This is a genomic window from Neobacillus sp. C211 (assembly GCF_051842875.1).
In the GTDB taxonomy this organism is placed as follows: Bacteria; Bacillota; Bacilli; order Bacillales; family Cytobacillaceae; genus Neobacillus.
The window spans coordinates 20029-33314 of sequence record NZ_JBPXRO010000044.1 but is presented as its reverse complement, the minus strand read 5'-3'; the positions used below and the strand labels follow the sequence as shown (position 1 = coordinate 33314).

Here is a 13286-nt window from a genome sequence, read left to right as displayed (position 1 = left end):
GGCAATTACAAAGAGAAATTGAAATGAATGTTGCCTACCGCTGGTTTTTAGGCCTGAAATTTAAGGATCCTGTTCCACACCACTCAACGATTAGTTGGAATCGCCAACATCGTTTTAAAGGTACCGAAATCTTTCAGGAAATATATGATGAGATGGTTCTCCAGGCAATGAATCACAAAATGGTAGGTGGTCGTGTCTTATTTTCGGATTCTAAATCAACAGGCCCATTAGCAGGTACAATGAATAATTAAATGCTGAGAATAAAAAATTGCCGAGAAAAATACCCTTTCTCGACAATCTGAAGGAAAGTCGTTGACTTTCCTTTTTTACATTCATTTATTTCATTGGTTGGAATTCTACTGCTACATAATTGGTTTCTCCAATTTCTTTTTTCACCTGTAAGATGATTTTGTTGGCCTCAGTTGCTGAAGGTTTCTTCTTAGATTTAACTGTGACTCTTACTTTTTCACCATCGGCTCTTACTAATGCATCTTCATAGCCCATTGTTTTAATTAACGTTTCAAGAATTTCTTCTTGTTTGGCCGTTTGATTCAATTTGTCCATTTGATCTTTTACTTTACTTCGCTCAACCGCAGGAATATCTGTGGAGGCAAGCTCCGTCGTTAGATCCTCTCGCTGTTCGCTCCTTAGGTCATCGAGCTTCATACGTAATTCTTCAAACGCTTCATCACCCGCAACAGTTGATACAATTGTTTTATCATCCTTAGCTTCCGTTTTTGTTTTACCCTGATTTTGATCTTTCGCTTTTTGCGAAACAGCAGCTAGATCATTACTCTTCTGTTCCGGAGAGGTAATGTAATAAACGGATAAGACAACTACTAAACTTAACATCGTTAATAACCAAACTGTTTGTTTTTTCAATAGCATAGGAAAACACCCCTTTTATTTTTTAGGCATGACAGCAACTCGGTGACTTGGTACATCTAAAGCGCGTGTAACTGCCTCTACAATCCACTTTTTAACTTGTATATTCTCTGCGCCTTTCGCAACTACTAAGACACCGCGAATTACAGGTTTTTTCGTTTCTACTACAATCGGAACCTCTTTTTCACCCTCACGGATAATCACTAGTTGTTCATCAATTGAGGCTTCCTCAACTTTCCGTTCCCCACCTTCTCGATCTGTTTCTTCAGTCGTTTGTGATTTGGAAACCCTGTTTTTTTCAAGCACTTTCTTATCAGTGGAATCAATATTGACAACAACTGTAACATCGTTAACCCCTAGCATTTCCTGAAGGGCTTTCTTAAGCTGATTTTCATATTTTTCTTCATATTTATCCAATGCCTTATTGCTTGAGCCCTTATTTAGACCAAATGCCGGTACATCTTCGGAATTTACTTTTTCACTCGTCGCAACAGGTGTATTCGCTGAGTTCGAATCTGTTTTAAATACAATATTGCCAACAAGCATAAAGGCTGCACCGATACATAGAACAACAAGCATATACTGGTATTTCCCTGGTTTCTTGTCAGATTTACCTTCTATTTTGAGCACCTTTTTAAGCCATGAAAATGGTCCTTGGTTGTTATTCATTTTGGTTATTAATCCCCCCTTCAATCGAAACTTCAACTGTTTTTTCGGTCACATTCCATTTTTGCGAAAGAAAAGCGGCAATTTTTTCAGCTTCTTCTGTTGAGCTTTTAGATGGAAGAGGTGTTTCTGTGTTAATTTCGACTTGTTTGATCGCTTCGACTGTCTTCACTTCATTTTCTGGTTGCTTCAGAAGAACCATAACCTTTTGGAGGTTGTCTGGGAATGCTTGGTCGCTTTTTTCATTTGTAGCTAGATCAATTTTTGCTATCTCCAATCCGTATTGTTCCATCAACTCCTCTTTCACGTCCTTTTTCAGTTGGACAGCCATTTCTTCTAAAATATATGCATGTTGTTGGGCTTGTATTTCTTTTTTCTTTAAATCTATTGAATTTTTCATATTTTTTTCTCCAGGGGCTTGATATGAAGGGATCGAACCCATTGCTGATTCAAAATCCTTGGAAATCAATTTAAAAATTGGGGTAAGAATAATGGCAATTAAAAGGAGTCCTGTAACCATTTTTGTGTACTTTTGCATACTTGAATTGGGGAGGAGCATATCAATTACCGTGGCTAACAAGATAAAGAGAATAATATTCGTTACCCACTCTATTAAAAATTCCATATGAATCCCCCCTATCTCATCATCATCGTCAGGTTTCCTGCCGCAACTATAACTGTTATACATAAAAAGAACATCAGTGAAACGATTCCTAAAGCTGCAAATACATAAATGACACTCTTGCTAATAATATCCAAGCAGGTAATGATTGGCCCGCCGCCTAATGGCTGCAAGATTGCGGCAGCGAATTTATAGATAAAGGCAATCATTAAGATTTTAATAGCTGGGAAGGCTACAATGATAAGCAGGATACCAACACCAGCAATGCCTACTGTATTTTTTAATAGGACAGATGCACTAACCACCGTATCTGTAGCATCTGTAAACATCCGGCCGATAACAGGTATAAAGTTCCCCGTTACAAATTTCGCTGTCCTAATCGTAACACCATCTGTTACAGCTGCTGATGCTCCTTGTACTGATATAACACCTAGAAACACCGTCAAGAAGATTCCCATTAACCCAATGCTCCAGTTTCTTAGCAGGGCAGCTAATTGTGACACTTTATACTGTTCTGACATCGTGCTTACAATACTCAACAAGGTGGCTAGAAACAGGAGAGGCAGGATAATATACTGCATGAATAAACCGCTTATATTCATTAAAAACAAGATCACCGGATGAAAGAAAGCTGCTGATATAAGACCGCCAGAGGCTGCAATTAATGCGAGTAACAGTGGAACAAGTGCTAGCACAAAAGAGATCATCGATCCGATTGCTTCATTTGTATAACTTATGGCGATATGGAAACTATTCAGGGCAATTATGACTAAGACCATATAAACGATTGAATATGCAACCTTGCTAATCGCGCTTTTCTCGAAGGCATTCTGCATCGATTGAAGGAACATACTAAAGATGGTTAGCATGATCAATGACCCCAGTAATTTCCCGTTAGAAACAAACTCTTGAAAGGCAAACTTTACTATTCCCAACCCCCATTGTTTAAATGAGAATTTCTTCTCGCCGCTTACGAAGTCATACAAGCTCCCCTTTTGACTTTCTGGAAGAAATCCTCCGTATTTATAGGTAATGTCCTCCCAAAATTGTTTGAGTTCTGTAATATCAAGGGATTTAAGCTGGGCATCAACTAACTCCTGCGGAGAAAGAGGGTTTGGGTCTTTAGTCTCTTCGGCAGCTTGTACACCTGTAAAGGATAAAAAAAAGAAAACAAGAACTATAATAGGAATAAACTGCAATCGCTGCTTCAATTCTATCTACACCTCTTTTTCAGGTTTGTCATCAACTAGGAATAAGTTTGATTATCGTTTCAATCAAAACAGTTAAAATCGGGATCGCCATAGCAAGGATAATAATTTTTCCAGCTAATTCAATTTTAGAAGAGAGTGCTCCCTGACCAGCATCCTTTGTAATCTGAGCGGCAAATTCAGCAATATAAGCAATTCCAATGATTTTTAAAATCGTTTCGATATAAACCATATTCACTTTTGCATTCACTGCCAGTTTCTCAAGCATATGAATGATTTCATAAATTTTATCAACCAAAAAAAGGAAAATGACACAGCCTACAAAGACAACTAAGAGGAATGCAAAATTGGGCTTTTGTTCTTTCACAATTAAAGCTAGAAAGGTTGCTACAAGAGCTATGCCAACTATTTTTATGATTTCAATCTTAGGGACCCCCCTTCTATTGATATAAAAATACAGATTTAATTTTTTGGAAGAGATCATCGACAATGGATGCTACCTGAAATAATATATAGATAAACCCAAACAACGTTACCCACTGTGCGTATTCTTTTTTCCCCACCTGATCAAGAACGGTATGCAAAAAGGCAACAACTATTCCCACACCAGCAATTTTAAAAATAATATCCACTTCTAACCCCATTGCATTTCCCCCTAAAATAATAAAATAATCAGTAATAATCCTGATAAGAATCCTAGACTCTTGATCATTTTTTCGTATGTTGCTTGGGCTTGAACTGCATCCGCCTCTTCTCTTTCAAGATGTGTTAGTGTCAGCATGATATGTTTTTGCTGGGACATACGATCATGTCGACCCAGGGTTTCCCCAAATTGCTTCATAATTTCAAATTCTCCCTGCTTTAATGCTGTAGCATTCCATATTTCTCTTAAACTCGTTTCCCAAGCGTCTCTTACTGTTGTTTCGGTGTCCGTTAATTTCTTGGAAAAGGACTCAAAAAAGGTTGAAAGCGGCTTTGAAAGCTGTTCTGCTAACCTTCTGGCTGCTTCATGTAATGGCGTATGACCGTACATTATTTCTGCTTCAAGTGATTGTAGTGCAGTCCTTAATGCCCTGAGCTGCCTTGTTCGTTCACTAAAACGTCTAGAAATCTCAAATCCGATCCATGTTGTTGCGACAATTATGAAAACAGCACCTATAAGCTTAATCATTTATGTCACTCTCACTTTTTGATTCATTTCTTTACCATTTCTATCTAAAATATGAGTAATAGTTCCTGGTCCTGATGCCCTGCTAAGGACAACAAAACGTTGAAAAATTTTTTGATCAAGAATCGTCCGTAAAGATGGTCTATTTCTTACTTCTTCAATGCTCGTCCCATGTGTGGTCATCATTAACTTTATTCCCGCATGAACAGCCTCTTGGATGGCTTCAGCATCTTCTTTCCGGCCTATTTCATCAACAACTAGAATATCTGGACTCATCGAGCGAATCATCATCATCATTCCTTCAGCTTTCGGACAGGCATCTAGCACATCCAAACGGTCACCAAAGGTCAATTGCGGTATTCCATTAACACATCCAGCAATTTCACTTCGTTCATCGACAATCCCTACCTTATTTGCCTGTATACCCCTTGCTAAGTAACCTGAGGATGCAATTCTTGCAATATCACGCAGTAATGTTGTTTTTCCAGTTTGGGGCGGACCAATCACCATCGTATGCATCCAATTTCCTTGATAGATATAAGGGATAATTGGTTCAGCTATCCCTACCTTTTCCCTAGCTATCCGAATATTAAAAGAGGAAATGTCCCTGATCGCCTTGACCTTTCCACCCTCAAGGATCACCTTACCAGCCAGCCCAATCCGATGGCCCCCGGAAACAGTTATAAATCCTTGCTTAAGTTCCTCTTCGAGGGTATAGATGGAGAAATGACTTATTTTATTCATTAGGTGAAAAGCATCATCAGGCTGGACAATATACGGTAAAAACCTGGGTGCGCCTTTCATTGTCATTTCAATCGGTCGGCTAATTCGTATGCGGATTTCTTCCAGTTCTTCTTTTTGGCTAGGAGGGATTTTGCTGATTAGGTCGGCTATATTTTTTGGTAAAAAGTTTAGGATCGTTTCCACGTGTGCAACCTCCTCATATTTGCCTTTCTCATTATTTAAAATGTATGCCTGCTTGGTCACATTATGACTTTCAAAACTGTCATTTCTTTTCTATTTTCTGAGATGAATGCTAGAACAAAAATAAGAAAAGTAGAAAGGGATAAATTTTAATATCGGAACATTTTTGGAAGTCAGTCGTATTTTAAAGAAAGAATAAACATAAAGGGGGAGAGGGAAGTGTACAATTACCATCCGTTAAATCGAAATGGATTACCTCCCAAGGACTATTTAATTAAAGTGTCTGGTGAAGGAGAATTGGCAATCCAACCTGACTCCGCTTCGGTAAACCTAGGAATTATAACGGAAAGCAAGCAGGTAATAAACGCCCAGCAGCAGAATTCTCTTGAAGTAACAAAGGTAATCGACTCTCTTATTTCACTGGGAATTACCAAAAATAATATACAGACCTTCGATTATCGAATTGAATCCGATTACGATTATGACCAAGGGAAACAAATATTTCGTGGTTATAAAATAACTCATATCCTGCAGGTAAAAATAGAGGACTTATCAATCGTTGGCAAGGTCGTGGATACCGCTGTTCAAAATGGTGTGAACTATGTTTCTAACGTCCAATTTACAGTGAAAGACAAAGAGTCTTTTTATAAGCAGGTCTTAGTTATGGCAGTAAATAATGCAATTGAAAGGGCTAAAACCATTGCAGGGACCTTAAATGTATCGTTAATCCCCACACCGAGGTTAATTATCGAAGGAGGCAAAACGGTCCAGCCTGTTTTTAATCAGACTGGGGCTTTCGTGAAAGGAGCTGCCTCCACACAAATTGAACCAGGACAAATAACAGTCAAGGCTGATGTGATCGCAGAATTTCACTTTAAACCATTTTAGAAAAAAAGCTGTGTAAAAGGACATTGTTGATTTAAAGCCTACGTTGATTGGAGCGGAAATCAACAGCCAAGTTAAACAAAGCCTAGAAAAAAGGATTGAACCCAATTTATCGGTTCAATCCTTTTTTTGTGAATTTAATTGTCATATTTCTTTGCCCAATTATATAACTGCATTTCTGTAACTGGACCGTTAAAATGTTCTCTAATTATTCCTTGTTTATCAATCACAAAGGTTTCAGGCTGCCCTGTCACATTATACATTTTAGAAACCTTTGCATTATAATCAAATAAATAGTTCATTCCGGCTTTATTTTTCTCCGTTACTTTATTAATCTTATCCATTGTCTCACCGCGATTAATCATAAAAAAATGATATTGATCACCATATTCTTTTTGAAAGGATTCTAGCTCTGGCAGCTCCTCTTTACATGGAGCACACCAACTGGCAAAATAGTTCAGAATAACCACTTCCCCGTTAAAATCGGAGAGCTTGGTTTTACTTCCATCCAAATTTGACAACGAAAAATTATATGCCTTATCACCAACATCTGTATGTTCACCTTTTGTAACTAAACTATAACCAAAGAAACCAAACATACCAACAATAAGAATCAATACGAGTAATTTGATGACCCGCTTGTTCATCGTATTTCCTCCTGACACCAGTAAGTTTCTATGCAAAAGGCCTGTTTATGCTTCACAGGCCTAATTATTACTACTAGTTATTTTTCTAGTTGTTTTAAGAATTCAATTTCTTTCTTAAGCTTTGAGTGTCTTTTACCGAGTATTAACATATATCCAAAAATAACAACCCATGCAACAGAATAGGCACTATACATAAATTCAAGACCCATGATAAATTCCTCCTATTTTTCCAATTCTTCTCTTAATTTTTCTTTATAGCGCTCTACTTTAATTTTCATATTTTCAAAAGAAACACCTTTATGAAGAAGGTATGAATATAGAATGGTAAATGCTGCAAGTGAAACAAACAACGCCACTAGCATAGAACTCTCAATACCTCCACCTTTTTGGGAAGGTCCCTCACCAAACACGATTGGGTGAAACTTTGTTTGCCACCAGCGAATCGCGAAAAATACGATTGGAACATCAGCAAACCCGATGATTCCAAATACAGCAGCAAGCCTGGCTTTTTTATCCCATACTCCATCCATTTGACGAATCATAATGTAGGCTATATAGATAAAGAAAAGAATTAACGTTGTAATTAACCGCGGCTCCCAAACCCACCAAGTATTCCATGATGATTTTGCCCAAATTGGGCCAGTTGTTAAGACAATAATCGTAAAGACCACACCAATTTCTGCAGAAATATAAGCATAGGTGTCAAATATTCTTTTCCGTTTGACTAAGAATAAAATACTGAAGACAAATGTCACAAAAAATGCCATGAACGCCAGCCATGCTGAGCTAACATGAAAATAAAAGATTTTTTGGGCTGCTCCCATCGTTACTTCTTCAGCAGAAAAGATAAAGATAAAATAAAGGGCGACCAACATGGAAATAACTGTAGTACCAAACAAAATCTTTGATAGATCTGGGCCCTTCTTAACAGTTAATTGAGATCCAGTAAGTACCGCTTTCTCTCGTTCGAGATTCATACTCATCACTTAAACCTCCAGCACATAATCAATTAATAAGAAACAAACAACAAAGAAGATAACATCATACGCAGTGACTAACTGAATCCAAGCGACTGCACTTGAAAATTTCTCCATATTCGTTAAGATGATTCGAGTGGCTTGAACAACACCGATTAGGATTGGCGTTGTAATTGGAAACAGCAATAGTGGAAGCAGCATCTCACTGCTTTTGGAATTGGCTGCCAATGCCGCCAAGAATGTTCCAATGGCGATAAATCCAAAACTGCCTAAGAATACAACTAAGATAAAATAAGGAATGCTGCCAAAAAATTTGAAATCAAATAACAAAAATAAAAACGGGATGGAAACCAGTTCTACGATCAGCATCATCGAAAAATTGGCTAAGAACTTTCCTAAATAAATGCTCGCTGCCTCCATTGGTGCAACCAATAATCCTTGCATCGTATCATTTCTCTGCTCGGATATAAATGATCTGTTAAGCCCTAAAATTCCTGCAAAGACGATAATGACCCAAATGACTCCAGGTATAACTGCTTTTGTTGTATTATTGGCAGGGTCAAAGGCGAAGCTGAAAACAACAATCACCAGACCAGCGAAAATAATTTGGGTCACCATAATTTGTTTTGTTTTTAATTCGGAATATAAATCCTTTTTTGCTAGTAAGAGGGCTGTTCGAAAAAGGTTCATGATACTCCCTCCACTAATTGCTCATATTTTTCAGAAACAAAACCTAAGTTTTGATTTTCAATCCTAAAATCATCGACGATCTTGCCATTTTTCACAATGATAATTCTGTCACAGATTTCAGCTGCTTGTTTGAAATCATGTGTAACCATTAAAGTAGTCGTACCTTTTGCTTTCATGGAAAGAATAACGTTATTAAGTATGGTAATTGCTCCTTGGTCTAATCCTGTGTGCGGTTCGTCCAAAAGGAGAATTTCCGGTTCATGAACAATCGCTCGTGCAATCGCAATCCGTTGAATCATTCCACGGGAGAAATTCTTTACCGGTTCATTTAAAAAGAATGACAAACCTACTTCTTTGACAAGTGCAATCGCTCGTTGTTCAACATTTTTAACACCATAGATATTCCCAAATAACACAATATTTTCTAATGGAGAGTAATGATCATAAAGCAAACTGGAATGGGGTAAATAACCCATTATTTTTTTTATTTCGATATGATTTTTTTTCAAATCCATATTATTAACCCATATAGACCCAGATGTAGGTTTTATTAAGGTTGCGAGTACTTTTAGAAGCGTACTTTTTCCGGCACCATTTGGTCCAAGAATGGCAACCGTTTCTCCTTTTTTGATTGAGAGGTCTACACCACGAAGGATGAGCTTATTATACGCTAGCTTTGTTAGCTTTTTTATTTCTATCATTTGCAGTCTCTCCCATCCCAGCTACTACTCTACAAAATTACGTAAGTTTAATTTTACTTGGACAAGATGCTGTTTATAAGCTTCTAGCTTTGCATGATATTCATCCTCTGAAAGCTTTCCATCTCCGAAGGATTCTTCCAATTCAATGATCTTATCCATTATGGCTTTTTGCTTTGCCATTAAAAGTTTAAATGCCTTCTCATCTTTATCTGCTCCAAGTCTTTCCTCTTCCAGCTTTGCTTTCCTTCTGAAGTAGATATAATAGGAGATTCCAGCAAATACAATAGCTCCTATAATGATTAAAAAGACGTGTGGATCAAAGCGGTGTAGCGGGGACTGTGCCCATATTCTTAGATGGCCTGGATTATGAAAGGCAGGCGCCGTGTGTGTAACCGAACTATTACTTTTATTAGTTGTTTCTGACTTTTTTGTCTCATTCGCTACAGGCTGTACATCTGGCTTATAAACAAGTGTAAACGATTGGTTAGCTTTAATCCCTTCGATACTGTATCCAAAATAATTTTCGTCATCAAATTTAAAACTGCCTTGACTGGTTGCAACAGCCCCCTTAACTTCAATACTCCCTCTTCCTTCTGGAACGAGAATTTGCATCATTTGTACGTTGTAGTCAGCTTTTAAATTAATTTCTTTTCCCTTCGCTATCCGATAACTGTAAGGCAACACCATCGTTTGATTTCCTGGAATTGCCGTGGTTGTAATGAATCCTTTGTCAACCTCTTTAAAGGCAATTTTATTGTCTAAAAAGTTGAGATCCTCTGCGCCATCGGGAAGGGTTACATTTAAGACCGCTTCACCTTTACCGTCACCTTTATATTCTTCAGCTGAGGTATTAGTATAATTAACCATATTCATCATATTCGTTGAGCCATCTTCTGCAGGGCTGACAACGATATAATGCATATCAATCGAAACCTTTGAATCAGAAGCTGCTAATCCATGAAATGGAATGAATAGCATCAGTCCGAGGAAGAAAAGCGTGATTTTTTTGATCACTTTCCTTCCCCCTTTTTATTCTTATAAGTTTTCATTCGAGCTTCAATTTCTTTTTCAACTTCATCCATTAAATCTTTATCAATGTTTGTATCCATCAATTGTTCTTCTTCCTTCATAAGGCTGGCAACTTCTGTTTCGTATTGCTTCTTTAAAACTTTATAATCAGCGTGTGAGATTTTATCCATCTTGTACTCAAATTCTATTTCATTAAGTGTTGTTAATAGTGCTTCTTTCGTGGCGCCGATATCCTGACCCGTTGAACTAACATGTAAATAAGCATCCCACTTAAATAACGGTGATAATATTAGAAACAGACAAGCTAGCGCAAATATGGTGGTAAAAATAATCGAGATGACTGTGATATCTTGCATTTTGTTCACATCCTAAAGATACTTTTTGCGTTCTTCATCAATCATGGAAGATAGTATTTCTCCTTCTACTTCATCCTCGGTGTTCTGGTACTCAGCAACAGGTTCATCTGAGGCTTTTTTCTTAACCCATTTACGAATAACGAAATACAATGATATTCCCGCTGCGGCCAATACTACAAACGGGAGAACCCAAGCCGTTAAACTAAAACCGCTTTTTTCAGGTGAAGTCAAAATTTCTTCACCATAGATATTGACATAATAGGCACGAATTTTATCCTTATCCCACCCCTTGTTCATCATGTCAACCAGGTCTGCTTTAAATTCTGTGGTAGGATTGCACGTGTTCGGATCACATTCATAATGATCCTGACCACAGCCACATGTGCAGGCGAATTGCTGAGCAACGGCTTTAAATTCAGCTGATTTATAGTCAATCTGTTTTGCTGCTTCAACGCGCAGGAATGATCCTTGAAAGATGAACGATATTATGAGAAGGCCAATATAAATTTTGTTTTTCATATTAAGACACCTCTCTGAGTACTCCTGTGTACCTCGGAGTGACATTTCCATATTTTCCATTCCAAACGGCGAACAGAGCGCCAATAACAATCATGAATGAACCAATCCATAACCAGTTCATCATTGGATTAATCTTTACAACAAATGTAGCTTTTCCATCATCTTCCCAGGCACTTAACACGATGTATAAGTCTTCCTTAAGCGAAGATATAATCGCCACTTCGGAAGAAGGCTGTTCCCAGTTACCGTAAAATACCTTTTCTGGCTGGTAAGTGCCTAGCTTTTTACCATTTCTAAAAACGGTTACATCGGCATAGACGATATCATTAATGCCTTCTTTCTTCTGATCAAGTCGGTCGTAGTTGATACGATAATCCCTTAATTCAATTGACTGACCTAAATCGACTGTTTTCATTGTTTGTAAATCATAATTCTGTGAACCAATAATCCCCATCGTGATGAAGGCAATACCAAGGTGAACGATGTATCCACCATACCTGCGGCGATTTCGAATCATCAAGCGGTACAGCGCCACTAGTGGTGTTTCTTTAGTCATTTTTCTTCTAGCTTTTACACCTCTATAAAACTCTAAGAAGTGGGTGATTAATAATAGAATGATTACTCCATAACCAATGACTGCCCATGCTTTTTGAATTCCTAACACTACCATCAAAATCATGCCAAGAACAGCGAGGATGGCTGGAATCATGAAGTTTTTCTTAAGATTTTTCACGGTAGATTTTTGCCAAGCAAGCATTGGACAAACTGCCATGACAAACATCATTGATAATAGGATTGGTGCTTCAACTTTATTAAAAAATGGCAGACCAACCGTTACTTTTGTACCACGTACTGCTTCCGATACTAACGGGAAAATCGTCCCCCAGAATACGGCAAAGGCTGCTCCGACAAGTAATAAATTATTTACTAAGAAGCTGCTCTCTTTAGAAACAAAGGAATTAAATTCCCCTGCACTGCGTTTCAACAGGTTGTAACGGCTCATTAACACATATAGTGCTCCGATGACTGCCACACCCATGAAGATTAAGAAGTATAATCCCAGGTTTGAATTTGCAAAGGCATGGACAGATGTCAGTACGCCGCTTCTCACTAAGAATGTACCAAATAGGGTAAGTGCATAGGAGACAATGATTAAGCTGATATTCCAAATTTTTAACATGTTTTTCCGTTCTTGAATCATAACGGAATGTAAGAAGGCAGTTGCTGTTAACCATGGCATAAAGGAGGCATTTTCAACTGGATCCCATGCCCAGTAACCGCCCCAGCCAAGTTCAACATATGCCCATTGACCACCAAAGATATTTCCAAGACTTAAAAATAACCAGGCAATAATTGTCCAACGTCTAGTCATTTTAATCCAGAAATCATCGACATTTTTCAAGATCAATGCCGCCATCGCAAAAGCAAATGGAATGGCAAGACCTACATAGCCAAGGTAAAGTGTGACAGGATGAATGATCATTCCTGGATTTTGAAGCATTGGATTTAATCCTTTTCCTTCTATAGGAATCTCATTTAATAGAAGGAAGGGTTTTGCAACAAAACCTAAAATAAAAAAGAAGAAAACTGCATTTGCAAGTAAGATGGACGATATGTATGGAATCATCGGGTTTCTTTTTAACTTCCGTGAGAAAGCAATCATACAAGTATAAAGAGTCAAGAAGAATGTCCACAATAACAACGAGCCTGCATTCCCCGCCCATAGTGCGGTAAGTTTATAGATAATCGGTAGTTCACTGCTTGTGTAATCATGAACATATTCGTATTGAAATTGAGAGGTAGCTAATAGGTAGAACAATGAAAGCATTGCAAGTGATGAACATACTAATAATGCAATCAATCCACCTTTACCACTGTTAATAAACTTTTGATTTTTCGTGCTAATCCCCAACGTGATAATGAGGAGTGAATAAATTGCGATGGCCAAGCCTATATAAATCGTTGCGTTGGCAAATAAATACATTTCGTCACCTTCTTAAGTTAGCCTG

18 protein-coding genes and 1 pseudogene are annotated in these 13286 nt (G+C 37.8%); 2 read left to right on the top strand and 17 right to left on the bottom strand.

Translation table 11 applies throughout. From position 1 onward, the window contains the following. Positions 1 to 212 (top strand): annotated as a pseudogene (locus ACSU6B_RS26670) (transposase); the annotation flags it as partial. A gap of 124 nt (positions 213 to 336) precedes the next feature. On the opposite strand, the gene ACSU6B_RS26665 reads toward ACSU6B_RS26670, so the two are convergent. The 8 genes from ACSU6B_RS26665 to spoIIIAA are packed head-to-tail and all read right to left on the bottom strand — an operon-like array spanning position 337 to position 5476. Next, a complete protein-coding gene (locus ACSU6B_RS26665; RefSeq protein WP_214998550.1) occupies positions 337 to 888 on the bottom strand; it encodes a SpoIIIAH-like family protein in 552 nt (183 codons plus the stop codon). Between the two features lie 15 nt (positions 889 to 903). Further along, the gene (gene spoIIIAG, locus ACSU6B_RS26660) at positions 904 to 1554 is read right to left on the bottom strand and encodes a stage III sporulation protein AG (protein WP_410889423.1); all 651 of its coding nucleotides are present in this window, start codon (positions 1552 to 1554) and stop codon (positions 904 to 906) included. Continuing rightward, positions 1547 to 2176 carry a stage III sporulation protein AF gene (gene spoIIIAF / locus ACSU6B_RS26655; protein ID WP_410889422.1) on the bottom strand — a complete coding sequence of 210 codons (630 nt, stop codon included), beginning with the start codon at positions 2174 to 2176 and terminating at the stop codon, positions 1547 to 1549. The genes spoIIIAG and spoIIIAF overlap by 8 nt, the downstream gene beginning before the upstream one ends. Positions 2177 to 2187: 11 nt before the next feature. Next, a complete protein-coding gene (gene spoIIIAE, locus ACSU6B_RS26650; RefSeq protein WP_214713120.1) occupies positions 2188 to 3384 on the bottom strand; it encodes a stage III sporulation protein AE in 1197 nt (398 codons plus the stop codon). 31 nt (positions 3385 to 3415) lie between these two features. Then, positions 3416 to 3865 (bottom strand): stage III sporulation protein AD, encoded by a 450-nt coding sequence (spoIIIAD, locus tag ACSU6B_RS26645; protein ID WP_098931474.1) that lies wholly within the window; start codon positions 3863 to 3865, stop codon positions 3416 to 3418. Further along, positions 3822 to 4025 carry a stage III sporulation protein AC gene (gene spoIIIAC, locus ACSU6B_RS26640; protein WP_066060661.1) on the bottom strand — a complete coding sequence of 68 codons (204 nt, stop codon included), beginning with the start codon at positions 4023 to 4025 and terminating at the stop codon, positions 3822 to 3824. The genes spoIIIAD and spoIIIAC overlap by 44 nt, the downstream gene beginning before the upstream one ends. An 11-nt stretch (positions 4026 to 4036) precedes the next feature. Beyond that, complete coding sequence (gene spoIIIAB, locus ACSU6B_RS26635) at positions 4037 to 4552, bottom strand: stage III sporulation protein SpoIIIAB (RefSeq protein WP_214998547.1); 516 nt, start codon at positions 4550 to 4552, stop codon at positions 4037 to 4039. Next, positions 4553 to 5476 (bottom strand): stage III sporulation protein AA, encoded by a 924-nt coding sequence (gene spoIIIAA / locus ACSU6B_RS26630; RefSeq protein ID WP_410889421.1) that lies wholly within the window; start codon positions 5474 to 5476, stop codon positions 4553 to 4555. It abuts the gene before it with no gap. Positions 5477 to 5692: 216 nt separating this feature from the next. Here spoIIIAA and ACSU6B_RS26625 point away from each other — a divergent pair, with 216 nt between their 5' ends. Then, positions 5693 to 6361: an SIMPL domain-containing protein gene (locus ACSU6B_RS26625; protein WP_410889420.1), complete on the top strand. Its 669-nt coding sequence runs from the start codon at positions 5693 to 5695 to the stop codon at positions 6359 to 6361. 134 nt (positions 6362 to 6495) lie between these two features. Here ACSU6B_RS26625 and ACSU6B_RS26620 read toward each other — a convergent pair whose 3' ends face one another. From ACSU6B_RS26620 to ACSU6B_RS26580, 9 genes are all read right to left on the bottom strand, one after another. Further along, positions 6496 to 7005 (bottom strand): TlpA family protein disulfide reductase, encoded by a 510-nt coding sequence (locus ACSU6B_RS26620; RefSeq protein ID WP_410889419.1) that lies wholly within the window; start codon positions 7003 to 7005, stop codon positions 6496 to 6498. Positions 7006 to 7082: 77 nt separating this feature from the next. Beyond that, the gene (locus tag ACSU6B_RS26615) at positions 7083 to 7214 is read right to left on the bottom strand and encodes a CcmD family protein (RefSeq protein WP_410889418.1); all 132 of its coding nucleotides are present in this window, start codon (positions 7212 to 7214) and stop codon (positions 7083 to 7085) included. Between the two features lie 12 nt (positions 7215 to 7226). Continuing rightward, positions 7227 to 7988, bottom strand: coding sequence for a cytochrome c biogenesis protein (locus tag ACSU6B_RS26610; protein ID WP_410889417.1), 762 nt, complete (start codon positions 7986 to 7988; stop codon positions 7227 to 7229). Between the two features lie 3 nt (positions 7989 to 7991). Further along, positions 7992 to 8672: a heme exporter protein CcmB gene (locus tag ACSU6B_RS26605; protein WP_410889416.1), complete on the bottom strand. Its 681-nt coding sequence runs from the start codon at positions 8670 to 8672 to the stop codon at positions 7992 to 7994. Next, entirely contained in the window at positions 8669 to 9373 is a 705-nt protein-coding gene (locus tag ACSU6B_RS26600) for an ABC transporter ATP-binding protein (protein WP_410889415.1), read from the bottom strand. Before ACSU6B_RS26600 ends, ACSU6B_RS26605 begins: the two co-directional genes overlap by 4 nt. 24 nt (positions 9374 to 9397) lie before the next feature. Then, complete coding sequence (locus ACSU6B_RS26595; protein WP_410889414.1) at positions 9398 to 10387, bottom strand: hypothetical protein; 990 nt, start codon at positions 10385 to 10387, stop codon at positions 9398 to 9400. Then, positions 10384 to 10758, bottom strand: a complete 375-nt coding sequence (locus ACSU6B_RS26590; protein WP_214998538.1) for a hypothetical protein — start codon at positions 10756 to 10758, stop codon at positions 10384 to 10386. Before ACSU6B_RS26590 ends, ACSU6B_RS26595 begins: the two co-directional genes overlap by 4 nt. Positions 10759 to 10770: 12 nt before the next feature. Continuing rightward, on the bottom strand, positions 10771 to 11277 hold the full coding sequence (locus ACSU6B_RS26585; RefSeq protein WP_410889413.1) for a cytochrome c-type biogenesis protein CcmH: 507 nt from the start codon (positions 11275 to 11277) through the stop codon (positions 10771 to 10773). Position 11278: 1 nt separating this feature from the next. Then, positions 11279 to 13261, bottom strand: a complete 1983-nt coding sequence (locus ACSU6B_RS26580; protein ID WP_410889411.1) for a heme lyase CcmF/NrfE family subunit — start codon at positions 13259 to 13261, stop codon at positions 11279 to 11281. Positions 13262 to 13286: the final 25 nt, after the last annotated feature.

What these genes read in the sequence shown, in the direction of transcription:
- ACSU6B_RS26665 (WP_214998550.1), bottom strand. Translation starts at nt 888, where the DNA reads ATGCTATTGAAAAAACAAACAGTTTGGTTATTAACGATGTTAAGTTTA.
- spoIIIAG (WP_410889423.1), bottom strand. Translation starts at nt 1,554, where the DNA reads ATGAATAACAACCAAGGACCATTTTCATGGCTTAAAAAGGTGCTCAAA.
- spoIIIAF (WP_410889422.1), bottom strand. Translation starts at nt 2,176, where the DNA reads ATGGAATTTTTAATAGAGTGGGTAACGAATATTATTCTCTTTATCTTG.
- spoIIIAD (WP_098931474.1), bottom strand. Translation starts at nt 3,865, where the DNA reads ATGATCTCTTCCAAAAAATTAAATCTGTATTTTTATATCAATAGAAGG.
- spoIIIAC (WP_066060661.1), bottom strand. Translation starts at nt 4,025, where the DNA reads ATGGGGTTAGAAGTGGATATTATTTTTAAAATTGCTGGTGTGGGAATA.
- spoIIIAB (WP_214998547.1), bottom strand. Translation starts at nt 4,552, where the DNA reads ATGATTAAGCTTATAGGTGCTGTTTTCATAATTGTCGCAACAACATGG.
- ACSU6B_RS26620 (WP_410889419.1), bottom strand. Translation starts at nt 7,005, where the DNA reads ATGAACAAGCGGGTCATCAAATTACTCGTATTGATTCTTATTGTTGGT.
- ACSU6B_RS26615 (WP_410889418.1), bottom strand. Translation starts at nt 7,214, where the DNA reads ATGGGTCTTGAATTTATGTATAGTGCCTATTCTGTTGCATGGGTTGTT.
- ACSU6B_RS26610 (WP_410889417.1), bottom strand. Translation starts at nt 7,988, where the DNA reads ATGAGTATGAATCTCGAACGAGAGAAAGCGGTACTTACTGGATCTCAA.
- ACSU6B_RS26605 (WP_410889416.1), bottom strand. Translation starts at nt 8,672, where the DNA reads ATGAACCTTTTTCGAACAGCCCTCTTACTAGCAAAAAAGGATTTATAT.
- ACSU6B_RS26600 (WP_410889415.1), bottom strand. Translation starts at nt 9,373, where the DNA reads ATGATAGAAATAAAAAAGCTAACAAAGCTAGCGTATAATAAGCTCATC.
- ACSU6B_RS26590 (WP_214998538.1), bottom strand. Translation starts at nt 10,758, where the DNA reads ATGCAAGATATCACAGTCATCTCGATTATTTTTACCACCATATTTGCG.
- ACSU6B_RS26585 (WP_410889413.1), bottom strand. Translation starts at nt 11,277, where the DNA reads ATGAAAAACAAAATTTATATTGGCCTTCTCATAATATCGTTCATCTTT.
- ACSU6B_RS26580 (WP_410889411.1), bottom strand. Translation starts at nt 13,261, where the DNA reads ATGTATTTATTTGCCAACGCAACGATTTATATAGGCTTGGCCATCGCA.